Origin of the sequence: Pseudoalteromonas sp. BSi20495 (assembly GCF_000241185.1) — a bacterium.
In the GTDB taxonomy this organism is placed as follows: domain Bacteria; phylum Pseudomonadota; class Gammaproteobacteria; order Enterobacterales; family Alteromonadaceae; genus Pseudoalteromonas; species Pseudoalteromonas fuliginea.
On sequence record NZ_BADY01000175.1, the window covers coordinates 17,168 to 44,080 of the forward strand.

The window sequence follows — 26,913 nt, forward strand, 5'->3', positions numbered from 1 at the left end:
TCGTTGTCATATTTAAAATTCATACTGTGCTCGTTTTCATATTTCATAATTAAAACTAAACGGGACAACAATGTACGCCTTAAAAAACAAATCGCTATTGAGCATGGCTATTGCCATGGCTGTATCAACATCTACTTATGCTAACGACAGCACCATAGAAGAAGTAACCGTTGTAGCTAAACCAACGAGCTACGCTAACAATGTTATTGAGCCTGCAATGCTTGAGCAGCAAAGTTCGGTATCGAGCATATTATCGGTTATTGATAACTTACCAGGTATTAGCATAAACGAAGGTGATGCATTTGGTGGCGACGATTGGTCTACTACAATCACTATGCGTGGTTTTAGTATTGATGGGAACCAACAACAATTAGGAATGACCGTTGATGGCATTCCCAATGGTGGCTCTAATTACGGCGGTGGTGCTAAAGCTAACCGTTACTTGGAGAGTGAAAATTTAGCAACAGTAGAAGTAGGTCAAGGTACGTCTGATATTAAGTCGGCTTCACTTGAAGCACTAGGCGGGACATTTAACTTTGTAAGTAAAGACCCAAGCCTTGAAAAAGGCACTACCTTTGCTTATACATCAGGCAGCCACGATGCCACGCGTTATTATATTAAACACGAAACAGGCACTGTTTTTAATAACACACAAGCGTACGTAAGTTACTCGCAAACAGATACAAGCCGCTGGATTGGTTCAGGCAGTAATGGGGGCAAAGACAACCAACACGCTGAGCTTAAGTTTGTATCTAATTTTGACGATTTAACGCTCACTGGTCGTTTATCTTACGATGATGTAAGCGAGACAAACTATAACAGCGTAAGCCTTGAGCAGTTTGAACAAACACCTGATTGGGATCAGCTAACATGGAATTGGACAGGAGTTCCGCATTTTGACCAAATGTTTGCAGAAGGTTGGGGAACGCTTCGTGAAAATACCTTAGGCTATTTAAAATTTGAATACGCGATTTCGCCAACTTCATTATTAACCGTTAGTCCTTATTATCATAAAAATTCAGGTCGCGGCGATTGGATCCCACCTTATTTAACAACGCCGGTTGATGAAAATGGCGACCCAACAACCGAGGGTGGCACTAATGCAGGCTCTTATGGTTTTGCTGATAGTGAAGGCAACCCGCTTGCACCCAATGCCGATTGTACGCAAAGTTTGAGCTGGCCATGGGAGTCGGGTCCTGGTTTAAATCCTGCGTGTTACGATGCAACAGCAACGCCGGTTATGTCTTACCGCCATACGCATTACAACAAAGATCGTTTAGGTGTAACGGCAAATTACCAAGCTACATTTGGTGATCACGATATCGAAGCGGGCTTTTGGTATGAGCAAAGCGAACGTGATGAATCGCGTGATTGGCACAAAGTAATTGATGCGCGTATTTATCATCACTTTGATAGCACGCCTTACTGGACACAATACAAAAACACTTTTGATACCGATACATTCAAATGGTACCTACAAGACTCGATTAATTTTGGTGACTTAACATTAAATATTGGTGCAAAACAATATTTAGTTGAATTACAAAAATACGACCACTTTGCTAACGAAAGATCAGATAAAGTAGATAGCGACTCAGACGTGTTATTTAGTGGTGGTGTATTGTATCAGCTAAATAACAGCACAGAATTATTTGCTAGTTACAGCGAGAATTTTTCAGCAATAAAAGACGGTGTACTTGAGCGAGATAGCTCAACACTTACAAACATAGAGCCAGAAACTGCCGACAACATCGACTTTGGTGTACGTTACCAAGCCGACAGATTAACCCTTACAGCAACGGCTTACAGTGTTAAGTTTGATAACCGCATTACCTTTATTGCCCCTGGTAGTGGCACAGACGGCATTGATTACACCATTGGTACAAATGGCTCGTACGTAAATGTAGGGGGGATTGACTCAAATGGGCTCGAGCTTGCAGCAAGCTATATGTTAACACCAAGCTGGAGCGTGTACTCGTCGTATACGAATAGCAGTTCTGAGTATTCGTCGGATGATCCAAATGCATACGATTCACAGGGTGTAATATTAAGAGATGAAAGTGGTAATGAGGTAGCACCGAGCTTTAGAAAAGGCGACAGCATAATAGATTCATCAGAGGATTTATTTGTGGTATCTACCGATTACTTTAGCGATGGCTTTCGTGTTGGTTTATCGGCTAAATACACCGGTGAGCGCTTAGGTGCATGGCAAGACGAAGACACTCGCACGCGTAATAAAGTAGACGGCTACACCGTACTTGATTTTAATGCAGGTTATTCAACTGACGTAGATGCAGGTCCGTTTAAAGCCATTGACGTATCGTTTGTTGTTTATAACGTTACTGACAAAAGCTACTTAGCAGGTGGTACTGGTAACGGCGCTACTTATTACATTGGCGCGCCACGCACCGCAGCAGTTACATTTACTGCTGACTTTTAATTAAGTTTTAGTAATTGAATTAAAATGAAGCCCATCATTGATGGGCTTTATTATATCAAAGGGCGCAAAACGCGATGAAAACGATTTTAAAAGTAACACTATTTAGCTTAAGTGTATTAGCGAGTAACTTTGCAACAGCAGCGCAAAATGTAGTGCTGGTAACGCTTGATGGAGTACGCTGGCAAGAAGTATTTAATGGGGCTGATAATAGCTTAATTAATAATACTGATTTTGTTAAAAAGCCAGAGCAATTAAAGACCCAGTTTTGGGCAAAAACAGCAAATGAGCGCCAGCAATTACTAATGCCTTTTTTAACGCAAGTAGTGGCTAAAAAAGGGATTATAATTGGCGATAGAGCTAACGGCTCTACTATGTCTGTAAGTAACCCGTGGTATTTTTCATACCCTGGTTATAACGAAATACTCACCGGTGAAGTTGACGAAAATATAAATAGTAACAACAAAGTGCTCAACCCAAATAAAACTATTTTAGAGCGTTTAGATAAGTTACCTGAGTTTAAAGATAGCACAGCCTTATTTGGTAGTTGGGATGTATTCCCATACATTGTAAATACTAAGCGCAGTAACGTGTATGTAAATGCAGGTTTTATGTCAATTGAAGAGAATTTATTCACAGATGCGCCACTGTTAAATGCGCTACAAAACGAAATCCCCAGTCCTTGGTATAACGTACGACTAGACAGTTTTACGTATCGCTTTGCTAAAGCGTATATGTTGGCTAAAAAGCCTAAGTTGTTAGTGATAAGCTTAGGCGAAACCGATGACTTTGCGCATGATGGTCATTACGATCAATACCTTAAATCGGCAAGGCAAAGTGACGCGTTTATAAAAGACTTATGGGCAACCATTCAAACTACAGCGGGTTATAAAAATAACACCACACTAATTATTACTACTGATCACGGCCGTGGCAATAATGCCAACGATTGGCAACATCACAGCTCTAAACGTGCACTTGCTGAGCTAGAGTTAGGTGAAAATACCTACCCAGAAGGAATTATCGGCTCTGAACATATTTGGCTTGCAGCCATTGGCCCCGCAATAAAAGGTAGTGGCTTAATTAAAACTAAAAATGAGCTTAAACAAGCGCAAATAGCGGCGACCGTTTTAAAGGCGCTTGGGCAGAATCCAAATGAAATAAATTCAAATATGGCGCCTGCTATTAGCGAGATTTTAAAATGAAGAACCTATTAAAACCATTAACCCTAACTGCCTTGGCGTTGAGTTTGGTTATTAGCGCAAGTATTACTGCCGCGCCATCTAAAATTCTATTTGGTTCGTGTGGGCATCAAGATAAAAACATACCCATATTTAATGCAATTAACAAAGAGCAGGGGGATTTGTTTATATTTTTGGGTGACAATATTTACGGCGATACCAACGATATGGATGTACTTGCCGATAAGTACCAACGTTTAGGGGCAAAGCCTGGTTTTAAAACGTTAAAAGTGCAAACGCCTATCATTGCTATGTGGGATGACCACGATTATGGCCAAAACGATGCAGGTAGAGAGTATCCGCATAAAGAGCTATCACGTCAAATTATGCTTAATTTTTGGGATGAACCTGTAAACTCAGCGCGTCGCACTCGCCCTGATGGAATTTATACCTCGTACATGTATGGTGAAAATGAGCAAACCATACAAGTAATAATGCCTGATTTACGTTGGAATCGTGATGCGCTAAACCATGTAAGCGAGCTTGAATACTACACTAAACGTAAGTTAAATAACCAAGGCCCGTATAGTCCCAGTGAAGTGAAGGGTGCATCCATGTTAGGTGAAGCCCAGTGGCAATGGCTTGAACAAGAGCTTAAAAAGCCTGCTGCAATAAAATTGATTGCCTCAAGCTTACAGCTTTTACCCGATTTTACAGGTTGGGAGTCATGGGCAAACTTTCCTGAAGATAGAAACCGTTTATTTGCATTGATTAAAAAGCATAAGGTAAATGGGGTAGTGATCATCAGCGGCGATACGCACTGGGGTGAAATATCAAAGTATCAGCAAAACCTTGATTACCCATTAATTGAGATGACCAGCTCTGGCTTAACTGAAAAATGGAAAGACGTAAGCCCTAACAAACACCGAGTAGGGAGTTTTACTCATAACGTAAATTATGGTGATTTAAGCATTGATTGGCAGCAAACTGATCCCACTATTTCACTTAAATTAAAAGGCGTTGATGGCGAAGTAATAATGCAAAGTGACTTTAGTTTATCAAGTATTAGCCCTTATAAATAAACTCACTACTACGCACAGTATATAAAATAGATGCTGTGCGTATAAAAATCTGTAAATTAGTTCTTAACTCTCTGATTTATTAAAGCCAATTACCCGTTTGCGCTACCCCTAATATTGAAAATATCTTACACTGGTTTTATCTCAAGCAAGGTCAGTGTTATATGCTAAATATTATTCAATCAAACCGGATGGAAGCCCTGCAAGCGCAGTTCCATCAGCTGTTAAAAGTAAACCCATTGCAAAGCCCGTTCGACAAAGAAGTAGTGCTAGTGCAATCGCCGGGTATGTCGCAGTGGTTAAAAATAGGTTTGAGCGAAAACTTAGGGGTCGCAGCGCAGGTTGATTTTCCGCTGCCGTCGAGCTTTATTTGGCAGTTGTATCAGCAATTGCTGCCAAATGTCCCTAAAGAGTCGGCATTTAATAAGCCCAACCTTGCTTGGAAACTGTTTGCAATTTTACCAACCTGCATTGATGAACCGCTTTATTTGCCGCTAAAAACCTATTTAGAGGGCGATATCGACGGGCAAAAAACCTTTGCGCTGTGCGAAAAAATAGCCGATGTGTACGACCAATATTTAATGTACCGACCGCACTGGATAGCCACATGGGATAGCGGAAAAGATGAGCTTGATGACGTAGATGTAGCCATTGCCCCATGGCAGCCTGATTTATGGCGACGCATTGTAAAACTAAGCCAAGACCTTGGGCAAAGCCAATTTCATCGCGCTAACATGCAAGGGCAGTTACTTGCAGCACTTGAGACTATGGACAATAGCATACTGCCACAACGCATTAGCTTATTTGGTATATCGGCGATTGCCAGCTCCCAGCTAGACGTATTTGAAGCGCTGAGTAAAAAAACTGAGGTTATATTATTCTTTTTTAACCCAAGTGAGCACTACTGGGGCGATATTATAGATGAAAAAACAGCAGCTAAAATAAGCGCTAAATACGCCAAAATGCCGCTGGTGGAAGCGCAACAAAAAAAACAAACCAATCCAGATGAAGAATACTACTTTATAGGTAATCCGTTGTTATCGTCGTGGGGTAAATTAGGTCGCGACTATTTTGAACAACTTGTACAGTTAGATGCCCGTTGGATTGATGGTTTTATTGATGTGTTTGACGACACCTTACTAGGGCAAGTACAAAGCGAGATTTATCAGCTTGCATTTAAAGGCGAATCACTGACTGATAACAAAGAGTGGTTTATTAACGACGAAGGTAAATTACCAATCAGCGCAACCGACACCAGTATTACGCTCAGCGATTGCCATACACCGCTTAGAGAAGTTGAGCGCTTGCACGACTACTTACTTAACTTATTTAATCAAAACCCAACGCTTACTCCCAAAGACATAATTGTCATGATGCCCGATGTAGGCACTTACAGCCCCTACATTGAAGCCGTATTTGGCGGGGCACAAGGCAGCCGCTTTATTCCTTATGCATTGGCCGATTTAGCCATAGAGCAAGAAAAGCCCGTCCTTAGCTCATTTGCGAGTTTAGCTAACTTACCGTTTTCGCGCTTTGGTGTGTCGGATATTCTCGATTTATTACAAGTTACGCAAATAGCCGAAAAATTTGGGCTTGAAGCACACGAATACGAGCAAATTCAATACTGGCTTGAACGTGTTGGGGTTAAATGGGGTATAAACGCAGCGCATAAAAGCAGCTTTGATTTACCCGCTATCGATTTAAATACCTGGCAACATGGGCTCAACCGTTTATTGCTTGGCATTGCCATGCGCGACGAACAATGCCCGTTTAACGGCATTTACAGCGCTGACGAAGTAGAAGGTATGGCGCTTGATACACTCAATAAGCTCGTGCACTTTATTGATGTACTGCAAAGCTTTAAAGAGCAGCTAACGCCTGATGACACGCTCACTAATAAAGCGCATATTTTAAGCGAGCTATTAAACGCCATATACGAAAGTGAAAGCGACGACAGCTGGGATTTATTAGTACTTCAAAACGTGCTCGAAGAGTTACAAAAACACCACGACAACGGCGATTACAGCAAGGCGGTTTCGCAGCGTATTGTTAGTTACTTAGTTAAACAAGGCATTCAAGAAAAAGGAGTAGGGCAGCGGTTTTTGGTCGGGCAAGTAAACTTTTGTACGCTTATGCCAATGCGCGCAGTGCCATTTAAAGTGGTGTGTATGCTTGGTTTAAACGATGCCGACTACCCACGTAACGTACAGCCCATTGGTTTTGACTTAGTACCTTATTCTAAAAAGCAAAAAGGTGACCGATCACGTAAATTAGATGACCGCTACTTATTTTTAGAAGCGCTATTGAGTGCCCGCGACAACCTATACATGAGTTACATTGGTCGCTCGTGTTTTGATAACCAACCGCGCATGCCATCAACGCTTGTAAGTGAGCTTTTAGAGTATATTGGGCGTAGTTTTGTATTAAGCGAAAAGAGTAAAAAAGTACTGCCCGCATGTCTAATCAATCAGCAGCATTTACAGCCCTTTAATAGCCATTATTATTTAGCAGACGAACAAGCCAATACAGTGCTGAGCAACCACAGTTACAATCCAATTTGGCTGCCAAGTGAGTCAATTAAACCACAACCGGTTATTGCGCTTGATGTGACTGTGCCAGAGCAGCTAGATCTAGATGTATTTATTAGAAGTGTGTGCAGCGCACAAGAGAGCTTTTATCAGCAAACATTAGGTTTACGTCTGCCACAATTTAACGAAGTAGCAAAAGACGAAGAACCATTTAGCCTAGATGCACTGCGCCGTTACTTTTACCTTGATGAAATACTTAAAGCCAATATAAACGAGCAACCACTAAGTACCGAGCAAATACTGCAGCGAGGTGAGTTACCTCAAGCCAATGTAGGCAGCCTCATATTTGAAAGTATGGAGCACCGAGTTGACGCGCTTGCAGGGCAGGTTAAAGAGCACATTAAAGGCGGGAAAAGTGAGCCGATAGAAGTTTTGCTTACCATTGAAGGCACCAAAATAGAAGGCTGGTTCAATCATGTTTATTTGCAAAAACAAGTGTTTTACCGCAGTGCGAGTATTAAAGCGAAAGATTTAATTAAAGGCTTTATTTATCACCTTGTAGCGCAAAGTATGGAGCATCACGTAGAAACATTGTTACTTGGGCTTGATAAGCAAATTACCTTTGCGCCCATAAACAAAGCCGATGCGGATGCACTATTAGCCGATTGGTTTGAGTTATACAAAGCGCTGCGCGCAGAGCCTGTGCCGTTCTTTCCGGTAAGTGGTTATGAATACGTTAAAAGCGGCGGCGATATAACAAAAGCAATGAGCAAATTTAGCCCGCAATACATAGGGCGAGGCGAGGGCGAAAACCCGTATATTCGCTTAACGGTGCAATCGCTAAACGACTGCCAAGAAGAATTTATAAAATGGAGTGATAAATTGCTCACGCCTTTATTTGAACACGCAAAGGAGAGTGACCATGCAAGCGCTTAATCCTCTTACTATGCCGCTCATTGGTCAAAGTTTAATAGAAGCAAGTGCGGGTACCGGCAAAACCTATACGATTACGGGGCTGTATTTACGCTACTTATTAGGCATGCAAATAGAAGGTGAGTTAAATACGCCGCTCAGTGTTGAGCAAATTTTGGTAGTAACCTTTACCGACGCTGCTACCCAAGAAATTAAAGACCGCGTACGCAGCCGAATTATTGCTGCGCGCGACGCATTGCTTGGGCAAGACCCAAACGACGAACTCATTGAAGGCGTAATTGCCAAAATTGATGATAAGCACCGCGCCTTTGATTTACTCGATGCAGCTGCTAAATCAATGGACGAAGCCGCTATTTTTACTATTCATGGCTTTTGTCAGCGGATGCTAAAGCAACATGCGTTTGAGTCGGGTGTGGCGTTTAATCTCGAATTTATTTTAGATGAGCGCGACATATTACTCGAAACTATTAAAGATTTTTGGCGGGCATTTGTATACCCACTTAATAAAGAACGCACCGATGCTATTTTAGATGTATTTGCCGCACCCGAGGCTTTATTCGCTCAAGTGGCGAGCATTTTAAACAAAGCTAATGCGCACATTACACCACAAATAAATTTAGATGATGTATGGAAAGCCCGTGACGAGTACATAACCCGTGTGCCTGCATTTAAAAAAGCGGTGTTAGAGCAAGAGTTTATAGGTGCGATTAAAGGCTCGGGTTTAAGCGGGTCTAAAACGGCAGCACGAAAAGGCAGCCTTGGTGCGCTTGAAGCATTTTGTTTAGGCGGCGATTTGTTTTTTGAATTTGGCACTAGCAAGTATTCGTTTGAAGTGTGGAGTACAGAAAACTTAAGCGATGTGAGCAATTATAAAAAAAATCAGCCATTATTTGTGCATCCATTACTGAGTCAGTTTGACGAGCTTGCCGCACTTAATAACACCATAAACCAAGGGCTCAAAATAGCGGTTGTACAACATGCAGCACGCTGGGTAAAAGCCGCAATAGTTAAGCGCAAGCAAGAGCAAAGCGTTATCACCCCAGATGATTTATTGACCAATTTACACAGTGCGCTTAATAACGAGCAAGGCGACGTACTAGCGCAAAAAATTGCGCAGTTGTTTCCGGTTGCCATGATTGATGAATTCCAAGATACCGATCCGATTCAGTACGGTATTTTTAGTAAAATTTATGGACAACAAAATACCACGCTTGCCATGATAGGCGACCCCAAGCAGGCTATTTATGGCTTTAGGGGCGCAGATATTTTTACGTACATTGGCGCAAAAGAAGCTGTACAGACTGATCAGCAATTTACGCTGGGGACTAACTTTCGCTCAAGCACCGATATAGTCAATAGCGTTAATAGTTTATTTGGCAAACACGCTAACAGCTTTATTTATAACGACGCTATACCGTTTAACGCAGTAGCTGCTAAAGGTAAAAAAGCGGAAGACTCTTTTTTAATTGATGGCAAACCCGCGACCGCATTCGAATTTAATGTATTTGTGGATGAAGCCGCAGACGAAAAAAACAAACCAACCAACAAAGGTGTAGGGCAAGCACATTTAGCCACTCACTTTGCTAATAAAATAGTGACCCTGCTTGAAAAAGCAAAACAAGGGGATGCGTGTATTGGCAGTACCCCTGTCAGCGCTGCCGATATTTGTATATTAGTGCGCGACCGTGTTGAAGCGCAAATAATGAAAAAAGCGCTAGATGATGCCAAAATTTCCAGCGTGTATTTATCGCGAGAAAGCGTTTTTAGCCAAGAGCTTAGCCATCACCTACTTAACTTTTTAACAGCGCTGCATGGTCAATATGACGAGTCATTGCTGCGCGGTGTTTTAGCTGGTCCGCTATTTTGTTTAAGTTATAACGAAATACATGCACTCGCCGATGATGAAAATAAATGGCAAGACTACTTAAACTTTTTTGCACAACTTAGCCACATTTGGAACAAGCAAGGCGCTATGGCAATGCTTGAGCGCTTAATGAGCCATAACCAGCTTAGCGCTAAATGGCAGGGGTTGGGATATAACGTTGAGCGTTGGCTGACAGACTTTAGGCACTTGGGCGAAATACTTCAGCAAAAACAAATAGAGCTTGAAGGCACGCTGCGTTTGCTGCGATGGTTTGCACAAAAGGTAAGCCAACAAGACGGTGAAACAGTACAAGTGCGCCTAGAAAGTGACGCCAACTTGGTTAAAATTGTCACTATGCATGCCTCAAAGGGGCTTGAATACCCTTTGGTATTTATGCCGTTTGCCAGTGGCTATCGCGAAACAAAAGAAGCGCTTTATCATAATAATGGCAAGCTAGTTTACGATTTAAGTAAAGACGAAGATGCCCTTCAAAAAGCAGAACAAGAACGCCTAGCTGAAGATTTACGCCTGCTATATGTAGCACTTACTCGCGCCGTACATTTTTGTGCGCTTGGTGTTTATAACATAGGGCAAGGACAAAGTAGCCGCTTGGCTATGCAAAGTAGTGCACTTGGGCATGTTTTATTTGCAGGGCTTGAACTTGCCAGTAGCCAAACATGGCGCACGCATTTAAGTGAGTTTTGCGACGCTAACAGCGCGATGAGCTATCAGCAATTTACCTCACACACATTATTAGAGCAGGGAACACTTTGTTTTAATAACAGTGAAAGTGCGCAGCAAACGTTAAGTGTTAATAAAGTAACGGCAAATATTGAGCGTAACTGGCGAGCAACCAGCTTTAGTGCGTTGAGCTTTAAAAAGCACAGCGACCAATTAGCCCCAGGGCGAAGTGATGAAGATCACGAAAAAGACGAGTTTGCAGTGCAAGAGGACGAAATACCATCACCTTATAGTTTTCCTAAAGGGGCAAAGCCTGGTAGCTGTTTACACGAAATATTTGAACAAATAGATTTTACTAGCCCAATAGTTCACCCAACTAATACTGAGCAAAACTTATCTGAGGTAGTTAAGCGCAGCCTTGAAAAATACCACATAGGTGATCAATGGCAAGAGGTGGCTGAAAAATGGGTGCTTGATGTTCTTGCGTGTCCCCTAGATAAGAGCCTTTTGTCATTGGGCGTGCTTACACCCAATGATTGCCTAGTCGAAATGGAATTTAATTTACCTCTTGAGAGTTTAAGCGCACCTAAGCTAAACGAAATACTGATTAAACATTTTGGTTTTGCACAAAGTAAGCTTGAATTTTCGCACGTAAAGGGCTTGTTAAAAGGCTTTGTCGATTTAATATTTTGCTACCAAGGTAAATATTATATTTTAGATTATAAGTCTAATTATTTAGGTAGCACGCCAGCTGATTACGAGAGCGACATGCTTGAGCAAGCGATGAGCAGTCATCAGTATCATTTACAGTATTTAATCTACACGGTAGCACTGCATCGGTTATTAAAACAACGCATAGCCGATTACTCAATAGAAGCCAATTTAGGCGGTGTGTATTACACCTTTTTACGTGGGATGCCTGCAGGGCAAGGCGTGTACTTTAAAAAGCTAACTGTAGAACAAGTGATTATTTTAGATGGCTTATTTAGCCAAGGAGCTATGCTATGAGCGATTTAAATGAGCAACCTGGCTTGTTTGACGATATAGACGACGTTGTGTTAAATAATACGATTATCGAAGTCCCGTTACTTGAGTATTTATTAGCGCAAAATCGACTACGTGTGGTTGATGTTAAACTCGCAGAATTACTGTGTGCTAATGACATTGAGCAAACTCATAATGAGCTGTTTTATATTATTTTATTACTTTGCTTATCGCAGCAAAGTCAGCATAGCTGCCTAACTTTAAATGAGGTTGATTGGAATAATCCTTTTAACTTGCGCAATAGTGACTTTAATAAACTCGATGGCAATGTACCCAGTACGCTAAGCCCGTTTGGTGATGACTTTAACGTACACACAGCGCTTAGTTATTTACAAAGCCATGAAAGCGTAGGCGAAAATAAACCACTGCAACTGTTTAACGAGCGACTTTATTTTGCGCGCCTTGCCGGTTATGAGCAAACACTCGCGGATAGATTACTAAGTATGAGCGAGCGAAAGCTCAATATTAACAATGAAGTATTGGCTGAACTTTTAAATACCTATTTTCCTGCAGATTCTGCAATTGAAACTGATTGGCAAAAAGTGGCATGTGCGATTGCCGCCACCAAAGGCTTTAGCGTGATCACGGGTGGTCCTGGGACAGGTAAAACCACCACAGTGACTAAGTTACTGGCTATTTTACAGTCACTTTATAAAACCGCGCCGCTTAGCATTAAGCTGGTGGCACCGACTGGTAAAGCCGCTGCACGTTTAAGTGAGTCTATTTTGGGCGCTAAAAATAAGCTCACAACGATTCCTGATGATATAAAAACGCTGATACCGCAAAGCGCCCAAACTATTCATCGCTTATTAGGCGTAAAACCGTTTACTAATAAATTCAGACATAACAAAAGCAATCCGCTGCATTTAGATGTACTAATTATTGATGAAGCCAGTATGGTCGATTTATCGCTGATGGCTAAATTAATAGAAGCACTACCTGCGCATACGAGATTAATACTCCTAGGTGATAAAGATCAGCTTGCCTCGGTAGATACCGGCAGCGTAATGAGCGATTTATGCCAAGGTTTAATACTTGAGCAAACGCCAAGCTACTCGCAAGCACGTTGTGATGAGCTAAATAGCTTATGTTTTAATAATGAGCCTAAGCTCGTAGCGCAAAGCGTGAGTGAATTTAAACTCGCAGATTGCGTTGCCTTTTTACAGCACAGTTATCGATTTGATGCACAAAGCGGCATTGGTCAACTCGCACTTGCGGTAAACACCAATAACACCGGTATTTTAAATTACGTAGAGCAAGAAAGTACTGAAGGGCGTTTTAACGATGTAATTTTAGATTACGACTTTGTAGCAAAACCAATTGAAAAGCTCGTTAAAAGTGCAGCAAGTCATTATGCAAAATATTTTAACTTAATTGCCCAAGGTGCAGATGTTGCGCAGGTGCATGCTGCTTTTGCTAGTTATCAGCTTTTAGCTGCGGTACGAGAGGGCGATTACGGCGTGCATAGCTTAAATCAGCGGATAGAGCGCGTATTGCAACAGCAAGGTTTAATAACAGTTAGCCCTAATACTCATCATTATACAGGCATGCCCATTATGGTGAGTCAAAACGATTACCAGCTTAAGTTATTTAACGGCGATATTGGTATTTTAATGCCCGATGAAAGTAATCAGCTCAAAGCCATATTTATTGATGAGCAAGGTAACCAACGAGCATTTTCGCCAGCACGACTACCTGCACACGATAAAGTATATGTAATGACTATTCATAAATCACAAGGCTCAGAATTTAGCTACACCGCTATGGTACTGCCACCGCTAAAACAAGCGCGCATGGGTATTAACAGGCAATTAGTGTATACGGGAATAACCCGCGCTAAAAATAAGTTTGAGCTGGTGGCTGACAAAAAAAGTACTGCAACTAGCAATGAATAAAAGCGTATCAAGAGCATCAGGTTTATATGAAAGGTTACAATTTTAAGCTTAGTTTGAATTTTTGATTAATAATTTAGCTTCAAACTGCTTGTTATTTATCGCGTTATTATAAATGTCTTCTATACTAAAATTAATTTTATATTAAATGTATTCGGGCGTGTTGATCTTTGGTGGGTGAATTTGCAGCAGTGTGTTTGGTTTTTAGGCAAGGCAGAACCTATGTAGTGTGGTATTCCCCATAAATAGGCGATAACGTAGTATAAATACCAAACATACGCTGCCCTTTGGGTTCTTTCTAGGGACGATTAACTCTTTGTTGCCTACATGGATGTAGGTAAGGGGCGTGAGCAGGACGCGGAAGCTTTGCTCGGTTTTTACTTAGCCCACTAGGTTACAAACCTCGCGCCGTGATTTAATCGCCCCTAGATTGAACAAATTTCAATCCACAAAGGTCAACACGCCCTAGTAAGGATATTAATGTTTTTTTCTAAAAATAAGCAAAATGAAATAGCCTCTTTAAAAGCAGAACTCTATCCTTTACAACAAGTGTGGGAAGGGCTTTACCGAGAGATGTTAGTACTGAACATTCTCTATGATGGTAGAATTTCGCACGCTAATGATAGGTTTTTAGAAAACTTAGGCTACAACGAAGACGATCTTACTAATAACTCTTTTGACGATTTTATTACAGATTCGTCTCGTCAATCTTCAGAATTTAAAAGCCTACAGCAAGCTATAAAAAAAGAAGGACATTGGGGAGGTGCATTACAAATTGCGCGCGGTGATGGTAAAGCTGAATGGTTACGTTTAATAGTACACCCAGTAAAAGGTGAGCAAGACCAGCTGCTCTATTTTTCTATATTCGGGAGTGTACTTACAAAAACAATTACAGCTTCTCGCGAGCAAAGCGACACTATCAAAGCAATATATCGCTCTATGGCTGTAATCGAATTTGATTTAGAAGGACATGTTTTAAAAGCTAATGATCAATTTTTGGTAGCTATGGGCTATAAAGAAAGTGAAATTATAGGCAAGCACCACCGTACATTTTGTGAGGGATCAGAAGCAAACTCTCAAGAGTACTTGCAATTTTGGACTAAGTTGCGGGAAGGAAAATTTATTGCGGAACGTTTTAAGCGCGTAGATAAACATGGCAATATTGTATGGTTAGAAGCGTCATACAATCCAATCTCAAATGATGCAAATGAACTTTATAAAGTAATGAAATTCGCGACAGTTATTACAGAGCAAGTAAATCAAGAAATAGCAATATCACAAGCGGCCGAAATTGCTCATGGCACCTCAACCCAAACCGATAAAAAAGCAGAGCAAGGTGCGCTTGTTATACAAGATACAGTCGCTGTTATGACTGAGTTGGCCGTTAACATGGAGCAAGCTGCTAGTGAAATATCAGCGCTCGATCAGCAGTCACAACAAATTGCGAGCATTGTACAAAGTATCAGCAGTATTGCCGAACAAACAAATTTATTAGCGTTGAATGCCGCAATTGAAGCAGCTAGGGCTGGAGAGCAAGGTCGAGGTTTTGCTGTTGTTGCAGACGAAGTAAGGTTGCTTGCATCGCGTACCTCAAAAGCAACAGAAGAAATTGTTGAAGTTGTGCAGCGTAATCAATCACAGACACAAAATACGGTGGCTGTAATCGAGAAAGGTAAAGAGAAAGCAGAGCAAGGTTTAGCATTATCTAAAGAGTCAGGTGATGTGATGCAGGAAATTCAACAAGGTGCGCAAGAAGTTGTGAATGCTATAGGGCAATTTACTAATGAACTTAAAGCTAATGGTTAGCCTAATTGTCTCCTCATTTTAAAGCTGGTCTTCCTAAAGCACTTAAACATTAAAGGTTTAAATGCTTTAGAAAAACTTAGCCACATTTGCATTCATAAACACGAAGCTAACCGAATTAGTTTAATTTTAATACTCCTCAGTGTAATCTTTTAAATCAGTCCAATAATTTCAAATTTAACAATTATCGTTTTGTTAACCCATTAATAAATGTGGAATAAATTATTTTCCAACACAAATGATAATAAAATGTTGCATTTTAGTGGTTTGTTCCTAATACTGTTGAATGCCTGAGCTGACAAGCTCAAGTACATTGAACATGAATACCTTAAATATAAATAACCTGAGCTTTAGATAGTAAATCTATCTCAAACTGCTACTTCAGCGCCAACTGCGATTGCAACAGATCCACTACTGACGAGTGAATTAGCCTTGTTTTCACTGAAAATCGCTGGCTTAGAGAAAAACAAATTTGACTATCATTGTGGTTCAATATGTTAGTAAATCTATTAGTTAGAGTTGAGGTTAAATAGTAAATATAAAACACACCACATTAAGGAATTGTATGAACAACAACAAACGCACACACAAACTAATAAAACCAAACCATTTACTTGGTGCGGGACTCGCTATGTTAATGAGTTTTTCCGCTGCGAGTAAAGATTACAAAATTATATTAATTCATGGCTTACAAGTGTCGCAAATAACAAATAAATCAGGCAGTGATGTTGTCAATGATGGTGAAACATATTGGCAATCGTACTGGAATAATCGCGCTGACGAACGTATTGATTGGCCTTCATACGAGCGTGTAGAGGGTAAAATAGCCACTGATTGGGTTTGGCCTAAGTTGAAACAAATTTCGCGTTCTAATTTGTGTAACGATGGCTGTGTGCTTGTAACTCATTCTACAGGTGACTTAGTTGCACGCCATATTATTGATAATCAAGAAAACTGGTTAGAAAACGCGGGGCTACAACCGCTTAATATTGTTGCTACGTTTGATTTGGCAGGGGCTGGCGGTGGAAGTGAGCTCGCTGATATTGCAGTGAGTGCATTAACCGGTGCTTCATGGAACTTTGCGATAGATGCTGCACTCAAATGGTGGTTAGGCAGCGATGTAACGCAAGCAATTGGTGTATTACACGATTTAAAAGTAAATAATGCACGTAAAATTTCACCATTTCCTGACGCACGCACACCACGCTTACGTTTTGTTGCTGATGGTAATGCATACTTAGGCCTAACGGGTGGTTTTTTAAGAGGTAACGATGACTCCGTTGTAGCATCACACTCATCATGTGGGGCAAGTTCTGTAGGATCGTTTGGAAGCTGTAGCCGCAGTATCGATACAGATGGACAGTTAGATTCACAAGGCGATGCAGTAACAAGCTTTATGCCAAACCATTATCCTATGATGATGAGTGATAGCTATAGCCACAATGAAATTCATAATGCACAACGCAAAGGTAATGTAACTATTGCGATGAATAATGTGAATGTTGATGGCCAAAACGTAGGTTTTAATACGTTTGATGAATCAACAGGTACTTGGTTTTGGAAAAAACAATACCGGTACATAAAGGATTCTAATAATTTAAGTGCATCGGCGCTTATTTATAATGTGATTCCATAATATAAAAGCGTGCAGTTACTAACTGCACGCTTTATGCAGGATATGAATATAGTCTATGAAAAAATTTTATCTGATCACTTTAATCATTAGCGTTGCTTTATTTGTGCTGTGGTTTACAAATAATAATGACTCAAAAAAACTGGATGAGACAGAAAAAAAACCAATATCAAAGTCTCTTAGTGCCCCAAATACAGATCCTGTAAAAGTAATAGCCATTGATGTACCTAAAGTAAAAAAAACACCATCTAAACAACAAATTGCTTTTAATGAAGATTTAACAAAAGCAGCTGAACAAATAGTTATGCAATACGAAAGTGCACTTAAATTTCCTCCTTATTCTCAACCGTTGAGCACATTAGATGAGGATCGTCTAAAGCCAAACCAGTTTTATCCGGTATCGAGCCCAATTGACGAAACTGGCTCTGCGCTTACGTTAAGCCTTGAGCAGTATCGTTTTGTATACCCAGAAGAAATAAGGTTAAACGTAAGCGCGCAAGGGCTCGGTAAAGTGGTGGTTGAGCTGGCAAATACAGACACAAAAGAGGTATTAAATACTCATACTGGCAGTGCACACGAAGGAGAGGCGAGTATAACGTTTAAAGCTAAAGAAGATTATCCTCGTAGTTTACAATTGTTTGTAGAGGCTGATGTGGCAGGTAAAAAAGTACCCGTAGTTGCGCAAATTCAATATATGCCACCAAGTGCAACCTTAATTGGCTTTAATACAGCCTATGCACAAAATGAAAATATGCTTATACCAGCAAATCTAACCGTCATAAAAAGCGGTTTATATCGGGTGAGAGCTAATTTATATAATGGTGATACACCACTAGCTCACTTAGTATCAAAGAAGAGGTTAACGCAGGGGAGTCAAACACTTAATCTAAAAGCTCACTGGTCTGTATTACCACAAGGTATTACAGAAATGCGCTTAAGTGACTTTGTTGTTGAGAGAATGTCACCAAGCCCAGGTGAGCGAAACAGCTTTGGGAATAGTGAAATAAGTCAATTTGATATTAACGATTTTTCGTACGATAGCTTGCAGCAATTACCCTATCAGGCTAATGCACAAGAAAAGCTGAGCTTGGAGTTTTTACAAGGCTTAGCTGAGAGTTGAAAATAGAGCGTAATACTAAATTGGTAAATTATAAGGGTTTGTATATAAATACAAACCCTTAAATTAGTTAGCTTAGGTTTATAGTAACTACACTTGGCGCTTCTTGTTCATCAAGTTCATTTGTAACAGGCACTTTAGGAATGTCGGGTTTATCAAGGGCGATATCACCACCATTAATTACTTCACCGGTTTGTAAATTTTTAAAATCAAATAGATCAGCATCGGCCAAATGCGAAGGAACTATATTTTGCATTGCAGTAAAAATGCTTTCTATACGTCCTGGGTGCTCAGCATCCCATTTAGCGAGCATCGCTTTTGTATGTTTACGTTGTAAGTTTTCTTGCGAGCCACATAAATTACAAGGAATAATAGGGTAACCTTGTGCAAATGCGTATTGGGCTATATCGGTTTCTCTGCAATATGCAAGCGGGCGAATAACCATGTGCTCACCGTTATCACTCATTAATTTAGCGGGCATACTCTTTAGTTTACCGCCGTAAAACATATTTAAAAACAAGGTTTCAATCATGTCGTCGCGATGATGGCCAAGCGCAATTTTTGTAGCACCTAGCTCTTTTGCTGTGCGGTATAAAATACCACGACGTAAACGAGAGCAAAGTGAACAGGTTGTTTTCCCTTCAGGAATAATATCAGTAACAATACTGTAAGTATCTTCTTCTACAATTTTGTATTCAACATTTAATTTATCAAGGTATTGGGGCAATACATGCTCAGGAAAATCTGGTTGTTTTTGATCAAGGTTTACAACAACTAGATCAAACTTTATTGGTGCAACACGTTTTAAATGCTGCAGCATTTCAAGCATTGTATAGCTGTCTTTGCCACCTGATAAACACACCATTATACGGTCACCTTCTTCAATCATATTGAAGTCCATAACGGCTTGACCAGTTTGGCGACGTAAACGCTTTTGCAGCTTATTTAAGTTAAATTGAGCTTTAGCTTGATCTGAGTGTGACAATTACGCCCCCTAGTAAAACAATGCAGCAAAGTTATTTGCTAAAAATAAAGGGGCGTATTATACCCAAACCACCTGAATATGCGAGTTTAGGATGTAATTAAACGCGGTATTTTTAGCAAGTAAGGTACGTGCTGTTATTTGCTAAAAAATTTTTTGGTTAATCTAGCTTTTTTGCCAACGGGCTTACGTAACCATCGGGTTTAAGTGCCAATACATCGCAGTCAAGGCTATCAATTACATGCTCTGCAGTATTACCTACAAGTGCTGCACTTAAACCTGTACGACCTACAGTACCAATAACAACCAATTCACTATTTAATCGCTTAGCCACATCAGGAATTACATCCTCTGGTAAGCCTTCTTCAATAAAACATTGTTCTTGGCTTAAATTAAATTCAGCGGCAAGTTCATTGGTTGATTCGTGGTGATGTTTTTTAACTGATTCGTTATAAAGTCCAGGGTTAAACTCAGGGATTTCGATAGCGATATTAACGGGGGTTGCAGGGTAGGCATTAACTAAATTGAGTGTTGCATTGGCGAGTCCACATAAAAATTGTGCATCTTTGATAACTCGTTTATTAAGTGCTACATGTTCTTCGTTTTCACTAACTGCATTTACAGCAGCTAAAATATTTCCGTTTGCTGGCCATGCCATTTCTTTTACAAACAATACCGGAGCTGGGCATTTACGTACTAAGTGCCAATCTGTAGGGGTGAAAATAACGGATTTAAGTGCACCATGTTGATGTGTGCCTTTAATTACTAAATCGTACTTTTCATCAATTACGGCATCAATAATAGCTTCATAAGGGCGGTTATGCCATACAACTTGAGTTTCAATACTTATATCTTTGTAGGGAGAAACCAAATCACTTAGCCATAGTTCGCGGTCTTTAACAACAGCGTCGCGCATAGCTTCTCGTTCATCGCCAGAGAGCATTGTGGTCATTTCATAAGAGAAGTCATAAACCGTCATAAAGGCGGTAATACTTGCGCCAGATTTCTTAGCTAAATCTATTGAACGTGCTAAACCGTGTTGATCGTCTTTGGTAGGGTCAATAACTGCAATAATGCGTTTAATAGTGTCCATGTGCTACTCCATTTACTTAACGGGTGTATTTTTAGTGTAACGTAAATACAAAACAGTTAAAGGGGTAGCACATAAATTGTTGTTCTAAATCAAACTATTTTATTTAGCAAGATTTAACAATTGCTGCGGCTTTAGCTAATGCATTGTTATCTAAAATAGTAATAAATTTACCTTCTACTTTAATTAAGTCAGCTTTTTGAAAACGGCTTAATAAGCGGCTAATAGTTTCTACGGTAAGGCCTAAGTAGTTACCTATTTCACCACGAGTCATGGTAAATCTAAATTCTTTACGCGAAAAACCACGCTCGCCAAAACGCTCTGACAGGTTATAAATAAAACTAGCTAAGCGTTCTTCTGCTGATTTTTTATTAAGTAATAACAGCATTTCTTGATCGTATGTAATCTCACTGCTCATTAAACGCATAATTTGTTGACGAAGTTTTGGTAATTTACCAGCAAGTTCATCAAGTGTATCAAATGGAATTTCGCATACCATTGACGTTTCGAGTGCTTGCGAAAAGCTCTGATGCGCCATTTTGCTTATCGCGTCAAAGCCCACCAAATCGCCCGCTAAATGAAATCCGGTTATTTGCTCATCGCCTTGTTCTGATAGTGTATAAGATTTAAATGAACCTGAACGTACTGCATAAATAGCTTGTAAAGGGGCGCCTGATTCAAATAAGTAGTCGCCTTTATGGAGTGGTTTTTTTCGCTCAATAATTTCGTCAAGCTTATCCATTTCTTGGCCATTGAGTGAAAATGGCAAACACAATTGACTGATACTGCAGTTATTACAGCTAATAGCACAATTGCTTTTAGCGCGACTTTGAGAGAAATCCATATTTTAATCCGTTTTTAATTTTTATGCACGACGTTGTCTAGATTAGTGTACCAGCTTGTCGGTTGCAATAATCAATAAGTAGATACCATACCAAATTATAACACTGCCTAATACAATGCGAGTCCATGGATGGTTAATAATACTATTTAGCTTTTGTGCGGTGATACCTAGAGTGATCATTGCCGGAAAAGTACCTAAAGCAAAACAAAGCATCACTAAAGCGCCATCTAAAGCACTTGGACTAGTCATCGCCCATGTAAGCGCTGAGTATACAAGTCCACAAGGCAGCCAGCCCCACAATGCACCGTAACCTAGGGCTTTAAAAGGAGAGTTAATAGGCATTAAATATTTATTTAGCTTAACAATGTGTTGCCATACCAAGGTTCTACCTATTTTCTCTAACCACTGCAGCGTAGGGCCCAAGCGCATTATATATATGCCGACTAGGAGCATAAAAATAGCTGCAATGAATGAAAGGGCTAAAGAAAAAGACGTATTTTGCCTAGCAAATTGACTGCTAATACCAGCAACAAGCGCGCCTGCTGCCATGTAGCTAAGTGCGCGTCCAATATTATAAGCAAATGAATAGGTAAATGTTTTACGTTTGTCGCTTGCCAGTTGTAATGAGCTTGCAATACCGCCGCACATAGCAATGCAATGGCCGCTACCTATTAGCCCCATTAAAAATGCACTGGTATAAAGAGGATCAATCATTACTTTTGTTGTGTTGCTCTTTGTCGTCTTCAAACAAAATACTATGACCTTGTTTGTTTAAATCAGAAAACTGCTCACTTTTTACGGCCCAAAAAAACACGCCAATAGCAATAATGACAAATAAAATGGCAATGGGGATCAAAATGTAAATTATGCTCATAACTTTAATAGCCTTAGTGAATTACTAATCACGATAATTGAGCTGGCAGACATGCCAATAACAGCCATCCACGGAGCAACTAAGCCTAATGCCGCCAATGGTAATATGGACGCATTATACAATAGAGACAGCGCAAGGTTTTGCTTAATAATACGTCTTGTTTGTTTTGCCACATTGAGTAAATGATCGATTGAAGCTAAATCGCTATTAAGAAGCACTACATCGGCGCTATTTTTTGATATGTCAGCACCTGTTTCCATTGCAATGGATAAGTGTGCACTGGCAAATACAGGACTGTCGTTTACGCCATCGCCGACCATTGCAACTACTTCGTTTTGTGACGCCCATTGTTCAACGGCTGTTTGTTTATCTTGTGGCGAACATCCAGATTGCACACTTTCAAGGTTGAGTTGTTTAGCTACTTTTTGCCCAGCATCTGATGCGTCACCGGTTAACATATGACACGTTAAATTTTGCGATTGAAGTGAGCCTATAAGCTTTTGAGCATCGTTTTTCACTTTATCAATAAAGTAAAAACGTGCTACAACTTGCTTATTAATATACAAGCTCGCTTGTGCATTTGATTTTTTGCTATCAAACCAACCACTTTTACCAATTGCGTAATGATTGTTTGCATCTTGTGCGCTAATTCCCAGACCTGGATGCACTTCAACGTTATCAAGGTTGTGGTGAGCAGGGGTAATTTCATCAAAAGCACTGGCGATAGGGTGTTCAGAATAACGCTCTAACATAGCTGCCATATCTAGCACTTGCGCTTTTGTGTATTGCTTATCGATTATATCCACTTCATCAAGGCTAAATTTACCTTGGGTGAGCGTGCCTGTTTTATCAAACGCAAATAACGTAATTTGTGAGAGTGTTTCGAGCACATGCGCTTGTTTTATCAACACGCCTTTACGAGTAAGTGTTGCAACCGCGCATGTAAGTGCGGTTGGTATCGCTAAACTCAGGGCACATGGGCAGGTAGCAACTAAAACCGAAATGGTGATCCAAAATGCGTGTTCAGGGTCAATTTGGTACCAGCCAATAGCTGTAAGTGAAGCAAATATAAGTAAAGACGCAATAAACCATTGCGCTACTTTATCTGTAATTTCAACCAGTTTAGGGCGTTTAGTTAATGCGTTGTGTTGCAAGCGGATAATTTGATTTAAAAGCGTGTTTTGGCCAATTTTATTAATTTTTATTTCAATAACGCCATCGTGGTTAACGCAACCGGCATAGACATTGTGGCCGATAAATTTTGTAACGGGTTGGTGTTCGCCCGTCATCATTGATTCATCAACCGTAGTTTTACCTTTAATAAGTTCGCCGTCGGCCGGAATTGTTTCACCGGCTTTAATAAGCACTACATCATTAAGCTTTAGCTTTTTTGCTGCAATTATAAGTTCTTCGCCACTTTCGTTAATGGTGCGGGCTGTTAGTGGTAATAATTTCTGTAAGTTGGCAGTAAACTCGCTCGCTTTTAAACGCGCTCTAAATTCAAGATATTTACCTAATAACAGCAAGAAGGTAAACATACACACAGATTCAAAATACACTTCGCCGACTTGCATAAATGTGGCGTAACAACTTGCACCAAACGCACCAAAAATAGCCAGTGATACGGGTAAATCCATATTGAGCTGCCTTGCTTTTAGTCCATTTATAGCATTGGTTAAAAAGGGCAGTGCACTGTATAAAATAACCGGAGAGGCTAGTACTAAGCTGATCCATCTAAAATACTGCTCAAAATTGCTGTCCATGCCGGAGAACATGCCAAAGTACATAGCAAATGCAAACATCATAACTTGCATGGTCATTAAGCCTGCAACACCTAAGCGGCGAATATAGGCTTTTGCAGTTTGCTGTTTTTGTTGTGCTTCAATATCTGATTGAAACGGGTAGGCTTTATAACCAATTTTAGCTAAGGAAGTAATAACTTCACTTAATGGGGTGCTAGTTTTGTCCCATTGGATCATCGCGCGATTGGTAGATGTGTTTACATCAACACGTTTAACTGAGGTTAAATTTAAAAGTTGTTTTTCGATTAGCCATGCACATGCTGCGCAGGTTATACCTTCCACGCTCAACAATACTTCTGAGATATTATCGTTAGTGGCTATAAATTCGTCTTGAATGTCTTCGTTGTCATAACTTTTTATAAATGCGAGTTGCTCAGGTACTAGCTGTTCGACTTTTCCAGCGCGAACTGTTCGGTATTTATAGTAATCGGTCATACCTTGATCAACAATATTTTGCGCAACAGCTTGGCAGCCAATGCAACACATCGGCTGGGCTTTATCGTCAATGATAACGCTTGCGCTAAATCCAGTTGGCACACTTTCAAGGCAATGAAAGCAAAAGTTAGACATAGTAATGACTACTTATAGTTAGGATTAACTAAAACGGTTTCAGCCGTCGGTAGAACAATGTTCTCTTTTAGTTTCCAACTACCATCAATTGGCTCAATAAATACAGAATATGCACCTGGCGTATACTCATCAAGTAATGCAGTAAATTCTTGATTGGCATTAGGCGTAAGTGTTGCCTCAAAGTCATGCGCTTTAATAGTACGGTGGTAAAACGAAAGTTTTAAAACATGTACGTTGCTGCTATCGCCTTTTGTAAATTTAAAGCTTACACGTTCATTAGTAACATTTAATTCGCCGTGTAAATAAAGTGCTTTTGCTTTTTCAAACTTGGTTAATTCTAAGTTTATTGCTTTGCCTTTTTTGTAGTAGTCGTCAACAACCATATCTGGGCCGTTACCTATCGCCGTAATAAACAAGCTAATACAGCCAATAATGGCAACTAACGGAAAAAAGATTAAAAACCAAGGCCAAAAATTTTTATACCACGGAGTAGGTTGCATAGTGTCTCTAAAATTAGTTTAGGAAGCGTTATTTTATAGGAATTATACGTAAAAGACTAAAAAAAAGCCTCACAGTGGAGGCTTTTTTGATCTGGATTAATCTATTGAATTAAATAAATTAATTTATAAACATTTTATTAACCGCGTGCTTATTTATCTTGCGATAAACTGTAAACGTAGGCTGTTAATAAGTGAATCTTATCTTCACCTAAAATGTCTTTCCAAGCAGGCATTACACCAGCACGGCCGTGGTTAAGCGTTTCTTCAACAGCGCGTTGAGAGCCACCGTATAACCAAATGTTATCAGTCAGGTTAGGTGCGCCAAATGGTAGGTTATGTGCAACCGACCCTTTACCATCAGCACCGTGACATGCGGCGCACATTGCAAACTTAGCGGCGCCTGCTGCTGCATCTTTTTGGTTAACAGTACGGCCAGAAAGGCTCAGCACATGTGCTGTCATTTCTTTAACGCCTTGCTCGCCAAGAGCTGGGCCCCAAGCAGGCATCGCTGCAATACGACCATTAAGCAGAGTTTCTCTAATTTTGTCTGGTGTACCGCCATATAACCAATCTTTATCAGTTAGGTTAGGGAAGCCAGTTCCACCACGCGCATCAGAGCCGTGACATTGCGCACAGTTTTGTGAGAATAAACGCTGACCAATTTCGATGGCTAATTGGCCATCTGTTTGCTCATGTTTGTCGCCATTTTTTAGAGCAACTTGCTGCGCTGCGTCACCTTCAAACTTAGAATTAACTAAATCTAAAACCGGCACTTGTGCAAGTCGGTTAAAAATAGGACCAAAGCGTTCTTCTGCGGCTTCGTACTCTTTATCGAGTTTAACAAAACGACCTTCAGCTTTGGCCTCTGCAACTGCTTTTTTAGACTCAGCTAAAGACGTAATACCTTGATTAGAACTAGTCCATTTACCTAAACCTTCCCAGTTACCTAAACCTGGGTAAGCTGCAAGGTAATATACTGACCAAATAAAAGTTGCGAAAAACATGTAAGTCCACCATTTTGGTAGTGGATTATTTAGCTCTTCAATGCCGTCAAATTCATGTCCACAGCTTTCACCTTCTTTTACGCCAGCATAGTTTTTTAAGTTCCAAACTAATAAGCCAAAGATGATGCATAAGCATGCAAGGGTTAATACAATAACCCAAATACTCCAAAAGCTAGTCATTTTTCAGACTCCTTTTCCTCGTTAGAGAGTGTGTTGTTATGTTTTTTTTCATCTTCGAAAATGGCATTAGCAGCGCTATCAAAACGATTTTTGCTACGCTTGCTGTATGCCCATACAACAATCACAATAAACAATACTAAAATTACCAGAGTCAAAATGCCTCTGTATGTTCCGTAATCCATAATAATTTACTTCAAGTGGGTACCAAGTTGCTGTAAATACGCGATTAGAGCTTGCATCTCCGTTGCGCCTTCGCCGTTATTCATAGCGTTAACTTTTTCAACATCAGCTTTAAGTTCTTCGTCGCTGCCATAACCTAGGCCCGGGTGTTTAGGGTTTTCTGGGTTAATAGCAAAAGTATCACGGAAAATTTGTAGTTTTTTCAGAGTCAGGCTTGTATCTACCTTATCCTCTGCTAACCAAGGAAAACCTGGCATATTCGACTCAGGAACCACGGCACGTGGGTCAACTAAGTGAGCATAATGCCAATCGTCCGAGTAACGTTTACCAACGCGAGCAAGGTCAGGACCAGTACGTTTAGAACCCCATTGAAAAGGGTGATCCCATACTGATTCGCCTGCTACAGAGTAGTGACCGTAACGCTCAACTTCATCACGAAAAGGGCGGATCATTTGTGAGTGACAGTTATAACAACCTTCACGTACATATATATCACGGCCTTCCATTTCTAAAGCGTTAAGAGGGCGTAGGCCTTCTACTGGTTTAGTTGTGTCGTCTTGGAACATTAGCGGAGTAATTTCAACTAATGCACCAAAGCTGATAGCAAAAACAGTCAGAATAGCCATAAGGCCAACGTTTTTTTCTACTATCTCATGTTTATTTTGTGAATTTTTATTGCTCATCATCTCACTCCG

At 40.3% G+C, this 26,913-nt stretch carries 18 protein-coding genes and 1 pseudogene; 9 read left to right on the forward strand and 10 right to left on the reverse strand.

The features are described 5' to 3' along the window. Positions 1-70: 70 nt before the first annotated feature. The 9 genes and pseudogenes from P20495_RS01410 (at position 71) to P20495_RS01370 (ending at position 18,195) form a co-directional block, all read left to right on the forward strand. Positions 71-2,440 carry a TonB-dependent receptor domain-containing protein gene (locus P20495_RS01410; protein ID WP_008139144.1) on the forward strand — a complete coding sequence of 790 codons (2,370 nt, stop codon included), beginning with the start codon at positions 71-73 and terminating at the stop codon, positions 2,438-2,440. Between the two features lie 74 nt (positions 2,441-2,514). After that, positions 2,515-3,642: an alkaline phosphatase family protein gene (locus P20495_RS01405; protein WP_008139146.1), complete on the forward strand. Its 1,128-nt coding sequence runs from the start codon at positions 2,515-2,517 to the stop codon at positions 3,640-3,642. Beyond that, positions 3,639-4,700, forward strand: coding sequence for an alkaline phosphatase D family protein (locus P20495_RS01400; protein ID WP_008139148.1), 1,062 nt, complete (start codon positions 3,639-3,641; stop codon positions 4,698-4,700). The genes P20495_RS01405 and P20495_RS01400 overlap by 4 nt, the downstream gene beginning before the upstream one ends. Positions 4,701-4,861: 161 nt before the next feature. Beyond that, positions 4,862-8,161 carry an exodeoxyribonuclease V subunit gamma gene (recC, locus tag P20495_RS01395; RefSeq protein ID WP_008139150.1) on the forward strand — a complete coding sequence of 1,100 codons (3,300 nt, stop codon included), beginning with the start codon at positions 4,862-4,864 and terminating at the stop codon, positions 8,159-8,161. Next, positions 8,148-11,711, forward strand: a complete 3,564-nt coding sequence (recB, locus tag P20495_RS01390) for an exodeoxyribonuclease V subunit beta (protein ID WP_008139151.1) — start codon at positions 8,148-8,150, stop codon at positions 11,709-11,711. Before recC ends, recB begins: the two co-directional genes overlap by 14 nt. Beyond that, positions 11,708-13,688 (forward strand): annotated as a pseudogene (gene recD / locus P20495_RS01385) (exodeoxyribonuclease V subunit alpha). The gene recB and the pseudogene recD overlap by 4 nt, the downstream one beginning before the upstream one ends. Positions 13,689-14,119: 431 nt before the next feature. Then, positions 14,120-15,445, forward strand: coding sequence for a PAS domain-containing methyl-accepting chemotaxis protein (locus tag P20495_RS01380; protein ID WP_008139154.1), 1,326 nt, complete (start codon positions 14,120-14,122; stop codon positions 15,443-15,445). 562 nt (positions 15,446-16,007) lie between these two features. Further along, entirely contained in the window at positions 16,008-17,078 is a 1,071-nt protein-coding gene (locus tag P20495_RS01375; RefSeq protein ID WP_008139155.1) for a hypothetical protein, read from the forward strand. Positions 17,079-17,133: 55 nt separating this feature from the next. Continuing rightward, positions 17,134-18,195, forward strand: a complete 1,062-nt coding sequence (locus P20495_RS01370; protein WP_007375306.1) for a hypothetical protein — start codon at positions 17,134-17,136, stop codon at positions 18,193-18,195. A gap of 67 nt (positions 18,196-18,262) precedes the next feature. Here P20495_RS01370 and ttcA read toward each other — a convergent pair whose 3' ends face one another. From ttcA to ccoO, 10 genes are all read right to left on the reverse strand, one after another. Then, positions 18,263-19,177, reverse strand: coding sequence for a tRNA 2-thiocytidine(32) synthetase TtcA (ttcA, locus tag P20495_RS01365; protein WP_007375305.1), 915 nt, complete (start codon positions 19,175-19,177; stop codon positions 18,263-18,265). 157 nt (positions 19,178-19,334) lie between these two features. Then, positions 19,335-20,267, reverse strand: coding sequence for a universal stress protein UspE (gene uspE / locus P20495_RS01360; RefSeq protein ID WP_007375304.1), 933 nt, complete (start codon positions 20,265-20,267; stop codon positions 19,335-19,337). A gap of 103 nt (positions 20,268-20,370) precedes the next feature. Further along, positions 20,371-21,108, reverse strand: coding sequence for an FNR family transcription factor (locus P20495_RS01355; RefSeq protein ID WP_007375303.1), 738 nt, complete (start codon positions 21,106-21,108; stop codon positions 20,371-20,373). Positions 21,109-21,150: 42 nt separating this feature from the next. Beyond that, positions 21,151-21,822, reverse strand: a complete 672-nt coding sequence (locus P20495_RS01350; protein WP_008139160.1) for a sulfite exporter TauE/SafE family protein — start codon at positions 21,820-21,822, stop codon at positions 21,151-21,153. Continuing rightward, a complete protein-coding gene (gene ccoS, locus P20495_RS01345) occupies positions 21,815-21,982 on the reverse strand; it encodes a cbb3-type cytochrome oxidase assembly protein CcoS (RefSeq protein WP_002963071.1) in 168 nt (55 codons plus the stop codon). The genes P20495_RS01350 and ccoS overlap by 8 nt, the downstream gene beginning before the upstream one ends. Next, positions 21,979-24,354 (reverse strand): heavy metal translocating P-type ATPase, encoded by a 2,376-nt coding sequence (locus P20495_RS01340; RefSeq protein WP_008139161.1) that lies wholly within the window; start codon positions 24,352-24,354, stop codon positions 21,979-21,981. Before P20495_RS01340 ends, ccoS begins: the two co-directional genes overlap by 4 nt. Before the next feature lie 8 nt (positions 24,355-24,362). Next, entirely contained in the window at positions 24,363-24,854 is a 492-nt protein-coding gene (locus P20495_RS01335; protein ID WP_008139162.1) for a FixH family protein, read from the reverse strand. Positions 24,855-25,003: 149 nt separating this feature from the next. Continuing rightward, positions 25,004-26,038 carry a cytochrome-c oxidase, cbb3-type subunit III gene (gene ccoP / locus P20495_RS01330; protein ID WP_007375299.1) on the reverse strand — a complete coding sequence of 345 codons (1,035 nt, stop codon included), beginning with the start codon at positions 26,036-26,038 and terminating at the stop codon, positions 25,004-25,006. Beyond that, positions 26,035-26,220 carry a CcoQ/FixQ family Cbb3-type cytochrome c oxidase assembly chaperone gene (locus P20495_RS21075; RefSeq protein WP_024597380.1) on the reverse strand — a complete coding sequence of 62 codons (186 nt, stop codon included), beginning with the start codon at positions 26,218-26,220 and terminating at the stop codon, positions 26,035-26,037. The genes ccoP and P20495_RS21075 overlap by 4 nt, the downstream gene beginning before the upstream one ends. A 6-nt stretch (positions 26,221-26,226) precedes the next feature. Continuing rightward, on the reverse strand, positions 26,227-26,901 hold the full coding sequence (ccoO, locus tag P20495_RS01325) for a cytochrome-c oxidase, cbb3-type subunit II (protein ID WP_033016430.1): 675 nt from the start codon (positions 26,899-26,901) through the stop codon (positions 26,227-26,229). Between the last annotated feature and the right edge of the window lie 12 nt (positions 26,902-26,913).

What these genes read in the sequence shown, in the direction of transcription:
- recB (WP_008139151.1), top strand. Translation starts at nt 8,148, where the DNA reads ATGCAAGCGCTTAATCCTCTTACTATGCCGCTCATTGGTCAAAGTTTA.
- P20495_RS01370 (WP_007375306.1), top strand. Translation starts at nt 17,134, where the DNA reads ATGAAAAAATTTTATCTGATCACTTTAATCATTAGCGTTGCTTTATTT.
- P20495_RS01400 (WP_008139148.1), top strand. Translation starts at nt 3,639, where the DNA reads ATGAAGAACCTATTAAAACCATTAACCCTAACTGCCTTGGCGTTGAGT.
- P20495_RS01380 (WP_008139154.1), top strand. Translation starts at nt 14,120, where the DNA reads ATGTTTTTTTCTAAAAATAAGCAAAATGAAATAGCCTCTTTAAAAGCA.
- recC (WP_008139150.1), top strand. Translation starts at nt 4,862, where the DNA reads ATGCTAAATATTATTCAATCAAACCGGATGGAAGCCCTGCAAGCGCAG.
- P20495_RS01355 (WP_007375303.1), bottom strand. Translation starts at nt 21,108, where the DNA reads ATGGATTTCTCTCAAAGTCGCGCTAAAAGCAATTGTGCTATTAGCTGT.
- P20495_RS01375 (WP_008139155.1), top strand. Translation starts at nt 16,008, where the DNA reads ATGAACAACAACAAACGCACACACAAACTAATAAAACCAAACCATTTA.
- P20495_RS01350 (WP_008139160.1), bottom strand. Translation starts at nt 21,822, where the DNA reads ATGATTGATCCTCTTTATACCAGTGCATTTTTAATGGGGCTAATAGGT.
- uspE (WP_007375304.1), bottom strand. Translation starts at nt 20,267, where the DNA reads ATGGACACTATTAAACGCATTATTGCAGTTATTGACCCTACCAAAGAC.
- P20495_RS01410 (WP_008139144.1), top strand. Translation starts at nt 71, where the DNA reads ATGTACGCCTTAAAAAACAAATCGCTATTGAGCATGGCTATTGCCATG.
- P20495_RS01340 (WP_008139161.1), bottom strand. Translation starts at nt 24,354, where the DNA reads ATGTCTAACTTTTGCTTTCATTGCCTTGAAAGTGTGCCAACTGGATTT.
- P20495_RS01335 (WP_008139162.1), bottom strand. Translation starts at nt 24,854, where the DNA reads ATGCAACCTACTCCGTGGTATAAAAATTTTTGGCCTTGGTTTTTAATC.
- ccoS (WP_002963071.1), bottom strand. Translation starts at nt 21,982, where the DNA reads ATGAGCATAATTTACATTTTGATCCCCATTGCCATTTTATTTGTCATT.
- P20495_RS21075 (WP_024597380.1), bottom strand. Translation starts at nt 26,220, where the DNA reads ATGGATTACGGAACATACAGAGGCATTTTGACTCTGGTAATTTTAGTA.
- ccoP (WP_007375299.1), bottom strand. Translation starts at nt 26,038, where the DNA reads ATGACTAGCTTTTGGAGTATTTGGGTTATTGTATTAACCCTTGCATGC.
- P20495_RS01405 (WP_008139146.1), top strand. Translation starts at nt 2,515, where the DNA reads ATGAAAACGATTTTAAAAGTAACACTATTTAGCTTAAGTGTATTAGCG.
- ccoO (WP_033016430.1), bottom strand. Translation starts at nt 26,901, where the DNA reads ATGAGCAATAAAAATTCACAAAATAAACATGAGATAGTAGAAAAAAAC.